We start from the raw sequence: 5125 nt of genomic DNA, 5'->3' as shown, positions 1-5125 counted from the left end.
TCGACTTCCCACTCCGGGGTGAAGTAGGCCTACCGGGCGTCGAATTCGCCGGTGCGGACGGCGGTGACGAAGGACTGCCAGGCGCTGAAGGGGAAGAGGAGGGCCGGGCCGCTCGGGTCCTTGGAGTCGCGGACCGGGACGATGCCGGTGAGGCCGTCCGCCACCTCGAGGCACTGGCCTCCGTCGGTGCTGTAGGTGCTCTTGCGCCAGGTGGTGATTCGAGCGGGGTCCATAGGTGTTCCCTCCTGGTCAGGCTGTGCGAGCGGAGTGGGAAGTCGATGGGGTCGACTTCCCACTCCGGGGTGAAGTAGGCCTACCGGGCGTCGAATTCGCCGGTGCGGACGGCGGTGACGAAGGACTTCCAGGCGGTGGGCGAGAAGGTGAGGCGGGGGCCGTCGGGGTCCTTGCTGTCCCGAACTCGGCCGGGGTGCGCGTCGTCCACCTCGACGCAGGCGCCACCGTCGTTGTTGCTGTGGCTGCTCTTGCGCCAAGTGCCGGGGCGGTTGCCGTTCACTGCGGGTGTCTCCTGCTCGGGCGGGTGGAGTGGGAAGTCGGCGGGGCCGACTTCCTGTGCACGGTCGGTGAGGTGGTGGCCGTCGTGGGCGCGGATGTGGGGAGGGCCGGGGCGCAGGGCGTCGAGGATGCGGACGGCGTAGACCTCGCCCATGCGGTCGGTGACCTCGTCGGGGGTGAGCCAGGCGATGGCGGTGGACTCGGGGGAGAGCTGCTCGGTGCCGTCCTCGGGGTGGCAGCGGAAGACGAGGGCGACGATGCCGCGAGCCGTGTTCTTGTAGACGCCGGTCAGTCGCTCCACGCCGACCTTGAGGCCGGTCTCCTCGTGGATCTCGCGGCGAAGGCCGTCCTCGACGGTCTCGGCGAGTTCGAGCACACCGCCCGGGGGCTCCCAGGTCCCGTTGTCGGCCCGTCGGATCGCCAGCACCCGCCCGTCCGCCCGCACGACCGCCCCCGCGACGGACACGGAGTGAAGCGGCGGTGGCGCGGCGCGGCTGCTCATGGCATGAGGGTAGGGAGCCGAGGGGCTGAGAGCCAGAACGCCCCGCCGCCCGGGCCGGGCGGCGGGGCGGCGAAACCCGGTCAGTTGCGGGCGGCCGTTGTTCGGATGTCGCGTCCCCGGGACCAGAGTTCCTCGATGTGCTCGGCGAACCGGTCGAACATGCCGTTCTCCTCGCTGCGCCGCAGGTGCATCAGCGGGGAGTCGTGGCCGACGGTGCGGGCGAGGTGGGGGGTGACGAGCGCGTGCTCGTCGAAGCGGAACACCGAGAGGCCGACGTGGTTCGGCCCGTCCTCGGCGGCACTGAAACGGGCCTCGATGCCCGGGGCGTCGGAGAGCTTGGCGAGGTTCTCCAGGGTGACCCCGATCCGGGTGGACACGGTAAGGGCCACGTCCTCGATCTGCTCACGCCGGCGCGTCGTGTCCGAGTCGGGGTCGCCGAGGAGGAACCGGATGCGACAGCCGCTCTCGGCCTTGCGCCGCAAGGTCTGAAGGAGAGCGGGCTGCTCCAGCCAGACGAAGTAGTTGGTGTACCCGGCGAGGAAGACCTCGGACCGGGCCCCGGCGATCAGCTGCGCCCACACCGACCGAGGGCAGGCCGATCGGTACGGGTAGACGGCCAGGACCTCCCGGTCGTGCCCGGTTTTGATGTTGGACCGGATCACCGTTCAACACCCCCTGAGGTCGCGGCGTGGGCGGCGGGGCAAGGGTGCGACCCGTTACTCACCGGGCGGTGAGCTGTACCGGGTCAGCGTGTCGTCCGTCGTGGACTTGTCGAGCAGCCGCAGATCCCACAGCCCCGTGTTCACATCGAATTCCTTGCCGAAGCCGACCCACTTTCCGGCCATGCGCCGCCCGGTCGGGTCGATCAGCAGCTGGAGGGCTCCGTGGTACCGGGCGCCCTGGTAGTAGCCGTCGGGCGCGGTCTGCTCGCCCCAGGTGCCGGTGACGACGTTCCGGTCGACGGTCAGGTCGAAGGTCAGCGGGGAACCGGGGTTGGACGACGCGTCGGGCAACGAGTGCCCTGAGATGCGGTTCCCGTGCTGCGTGAGGACGACGTGGTGCAGCCCGGTGAACGTGTCGTCGCGGCCGCTGCTGAAGAACTCGTAACGGCTCAGCCAGATCCCGGAGTGGTTCTCGCCCGGCTCGTCATCGGCCATGTCGGGTCCTCCTGGGCGGTGTCGGACGGCCGTGCGCCGCCGCCCCGAGGCGGGGCGGCGGCGCACAGGCGAGGTTCAGTTGGTGCCGAACTCGCCGGTGCGGACGGCGGTGACGAAGGACTGCCAGGCGGAGGAGGGGAAGACGAGGGCCGGGCCGCTCGGGTCCTTGGAGTCGCGGACCGGGACGATGCCGGTGAAGCCGTCTGCCACCTCGACGCACTCGCCGCCGCCGCCGCTGTAGGTGCTCTTGCGCCAGTGAGCGCCCGATAGGTCACGATGCACGCTCAAATTCCCTCCGTACTGCGCGGATCAGCTCAAGCGACGCGGCCAGCGGCAGCGCCTCAACCTGCAGCCGATCGTACTCCCTGGCCCAGCCGGCAAGGGTTTCCGCGTCGCGCTCGAGAAAACCGCGCTGGTGGGTCTCCGAGTAGCCGAGAAGCGAACGATTCGGCATCGTGAGGATCGTCACCGGGTGCGCGAACGGCCGGTTCTCCCCAAGGCTGATGGGGGCCACCTGGACGGTCATGTTCGGCAACGCGGCCAGCTCTTCCAGCCGGGCCAACTGGCCGGCCATGACGGCTGGTCCGCCGATGGGTCGCCGCAGGCACCACTCGTCAAGCACCACGTGGATGTGGGGCGGCGACGGCCGGTTGACCACCTTCTCCTGACGGGCGAGGAGAAAGCGCAGGCGTTCGTCGGCTTGCTGCTGGGTGACGGTGCCTCGCCGGACGAAGGCCTGCTCGTATGCGGCCGCGTACTCCCGGGTCTGCAGAAGCCCTGAGACGACCCCGATCTGGAACAACCGGAGGGCAACGGCTTCGCCTTCCCGCTCGGCGTACTCGGGGAATCCCTCTATCAAGATGCTGTGTTCGAGCTGGTCGAGCATCAGGGAGAGCGTGCCGCCGGTCTTGAGTTCCGTGTCCGTGACGTCGACGAAGCGGCGGCTCGGCCGCCGGACTCCGCGTTCGATGCTGGAGACGTAGGAGCCGGAGTAGGAGATGACTTTCCCGAACTTGACCTGCGTCATCCCGGCCGCGTCGCGGAAGCGGCGGAGCTGCACGCCGAGGGGTGCGTAGGGCGATGACGTGGGGTCAAGATCCTTACGGTTCATGAAGCTTCCCAACTGAACCACGCTGAACTGGCGACTTCAGATGCTTCCCTACGCGGGGATCTCTCCGCAACCCTTTCCCTACAGAAAGTGAATGCTCGATCGCAGAAGGTCATTCCATGGATAATCGCAAAACTCCCCGGCTCCACGGGTACGGGGTGCGGTTCGACCCCGAGGTGCAGCGCTACCGGGTGCGCAACGAGATCACGGGGGAGTGGCTGCGCCAGGACTCCGGTGAGCTCGCCTTGTTCACCTTCTTCGGGGACGCGTACAGCGCCTGGCAGGTGTTCGAGGTGCACCCGAGGCCGGGGGAGGCGTGATGTCCTCGATCCTCTCCCGCATCACCGCCGAGCAGCGCAGGCGGGCTGCCTCCGTGGTCGACGACCTGGTGTCGGTGCTCGCCCTCGGCGGGGTGAAGTTGCCGTCCGTCTCCGTGGATTGGGAGTACGGGCGGCGGACGGGGAACTACCTCGTGCAGCTCGGGTCGGCCCGGCCCCTCGACCTCCTGCGCATCGTCGACCTGCTCCGTAAGGGGCTGCGGTACGAGCGCCTCACGCATGACGACTGAACTCCTCGCCCGTCTGCTCTGGTGGGCGGGCTTCTCCCTCATCCTCCTCGCCGCCCTCAGGAAGTGAGCTCCCCGATGCGCGACCCCCGTCTCCTCGCCAAGCCGCCGGTGTGCCGGCTCGGCTGCCTCGTCCTCGTCCGCAACCGGCGCGGGGACGTCCTGCTCGTCGACCCGGACTACATGGACGGCCTCATCCTCCCCGGCGGCGCCGCCAAGCCCAACGAGCCGCCGCAGCTCGCCGCCGCCCGGCACCTGCACGCCGAGACCGGGCTGCACCTGCGCCTGACCGACATCCTCGCCGTCGACTTCACCCCCGCCGACCGCTACCTGGAGCGCCTGAACCTGGTCTTCGACGGCGGCACCGTCCGCGACGCCACCCGTCTCACCGTCCCGCCGCAGCACAAGTCCGGGCTGCTCGGCGCCCGCTTCGTCCCCGTCCGCGACCTCCCCGCCCACATGGCGCCCGCCCAATTCGCCCGCGTCACCGAGGCGTTGGCCAACCGCACGCTGCCCGCGCTCCTGCACGGCCAGCGCGCTGCCTGATCGACCGTTTCCCTTTGACCCGCGCCGCAGGTGGGGGCTCGGCCCGTAGGTAGCCTGCCGGCGAGCGGGTAGGACACGGTGGGCGTCGACGTGACGATGCTGCCGGGAGGGGGAACTGTGAGGGGTGTGGTGGCTGCCGCGCGGGCGGCGGCCGTGGTCATCGCCACCTGGCTGGCGCTGATCGTGCTGCTGGTGCTGTTGGGACTGCTTCTGCCGGGCCCGCGGCCCCACGGCGCCCTCTGGTCCACGGTCCTCGCGCTGTGGCTGCTCGCGCTGTTCATCGGGCCGCTGGTCGCCTGCCTCGCGTTGCGCCGCTGGATCGCCGGCAGCCGGGCGGGCAGCCGGGCCGGGAGTCCGGATGCACCGCTTCCTCCTGGGCCTGGGCCGTACGCCCATGCCTGGCAGGACAGGCCGCCGTCCGGCGGCCACACGTGGCGGGCGGACGCGTCACCTCCTCCGCGTCCTCCGCAGCCCGACGAGCAGAGGCAGGAGAGGCGATCCGAGGCCCCGCGTGCCGCGGAGGACCCGGACGCGGAGGCTCGTCGGCGACGAGCCCGCGCGGATGCCGAGCGCAAGCGTGCGGCGGCCGAGCGGGCGCGCAAGGAGGAGGACCGACGACGACGGGTGCGCAACCGCCGGCGGCGCGAAGGGGGCGGGCGGTAACCGACGAGTCGCCTAATGGGACTTGCTGAGTCGTAGAGACTCGGTGCCGTAGCCGCCAGCAGGTGAGCACT

The 5125-nt window shown here is 70.3% G+C and carries 9 protein-coding genes and 2 pseudogenes; 4 read left to right on the top strand and 7 right to left on the bottom strand.

Annotation, left to right across the window (positions count from 1 at the left end; all coding sequences use genetic code 11):
• Positions 1-29: 29 nt before the first annotated feature.
• The 7 genes and pseudogenes from IE332_RS40270 to IE332_RS40245 all read right to left on the bottom strand — a co-directional run bounded on the left by IE332_RS40270 (position 30) and on the right by IE332_RS40245 (position 3283).
• A complete protein-coding gene (locus IE332_RS40270) occupies positions 30-233 on the bottom strand; it encodes a DUF397 domain-containing protein (RefSeq protein WP_189926833.1) in 204 nt (67 codons plus the stop codon).
• A gap of 80 nt (positions 234-313) precedes the next feature.
• Positions 314-514: a DUF397 domain-containing protein gene (locus IE332_RS41690; protein ID WP_229929322.1), complete on the bottom strand. Its 201-nt coding sequence runs from the start codon at positions 512-514 to the stop codon at positions 314-316.
• 69 nt (positions 515-583) lie between these two features.
• Positions 584-1015 (bottom strand): annotated as a pseudogene (locus IE332_RS41685) (NUDIX hydrolase); the annotation flags it as partial.
• Between the two features lie 80 nt (positions 1016-1095).
• On the bottom strand, positions 1096-1677 hold the full coding sequence (locus IE332_RS40260) for a DUF5919 domain-containing protein (protein ID WP_189926828.1): 582 nt from the start codon (positions 1675-1677) through the stop codon (positions 1096-1098).
• 54 nt (positions 1678-1731) lie between these two features.
• Positions 1732-2154: pseudogene (locus IE332_RS40255) on the bottom strand (XRE family transcriptional regulator); the annotation flags it as partial.
• A 93-nt stretch (positions 2155-2247) separates the two neighbouring features.
• The gene (locus IE332_RS40250; RefSeq protein ID WP_189926826.1) at positions 2248-2460 is read right to left on the bottom strand and encodes a DUF397 domain-containing protein; all 213 of its coding nucleotides are present in this window, start codon (positions 2458-2460) and stop codon (positions 2248-2250) included.
• Positions 2444-3283 carry a helix-turn-helix domain-containing protein gene (locus IE332_RS40245; protein WP_189926824.1) on the bottom strand — a complete coding sequence of 280 codons (840 nt, stop codon included), beginning with the start codon at positions 3281-3283 and terminating at the stop codon, positions 2444-2446. The genes IE332_RS40250 and IE332_RS40245 overlap by 17 nt, the downstream gene beginning before the upstream one ends.
• 116 nt (positions 3284-3399) lie before the next feature.
• On the opposite strand from IE332_RS40245, the gene IE332_RS40240 reads away from it, so the two are divergent.
• The 4 genes from IE332_RS40240 to IE332_RS40225 all read left to right on the top strand — a co-directional run bounded on the left by IE332_RS40240 (position 3400) and on the right by IE332_RS40225 (position 5054).
• Complete coding sequence (locus IE332_RS40240) at positions 3400-3600, top strand: hypothetical protein (RefSeq protein ID WP_189926822.1); 201 nt, start codon at positions 3400-3402, stop codon at positions 3598-3600.
• On the top strand, positions 3600-3848 hold the full coding sequence (locus tag IE332_RS40235) for a hypothetical protein (RefSeq protein WP_189926820.1): 249 nt from the start codon (positions 3600-3602) through the stop codon (positions 3846-3848). The genes IE332_RS40240 and IE332_RS40235 overlap by 1 nt, the downstream gene beginning before the upstream one ends.
• Positions 3849-3923: 75 nt before the next feature.
• Positions 3924-4391: an NUDIX domain-containing protein gene (locus tag IE332_RS40230; protein ID WP_189926818.1), complete on the top strand. Its 468-nt coding sequence runs from the start codon at positions 3924-3926 to the stop codon at positions 4389-4391.
• Between the two features lie 78 nt (positions 4392-4469).
• Positions 4470-5054 carry a hypothetical protein gene (locus tag IE332_RS40225; protein ID WP_189926816.1) on the top strand — a complete coding sequence of 195 codons (585 nt, stop codon included), beginning with the start codon at positions 4470-4472 and terminating at the stop codon, positions 5052-5054.
• Positions 5055-5125: the final 71 nt, after the last annotated feature.

It is taken from the genome of Kitasatospora xanthocidica (assembly GCF_014656195.1).
Taxonomy (GTDB): Bacteria; Actinomycetota; Actinomycetes; order Streptomycetales; family Streptomycetaceae; genus Kitasatospora; species Kitasatospora xanthocidica.
The sequence above is the reverse complement of the archived record's forward strand: the minus strand, read 5'-3'. Positions and strand labels throughout refer to the sequence as shown.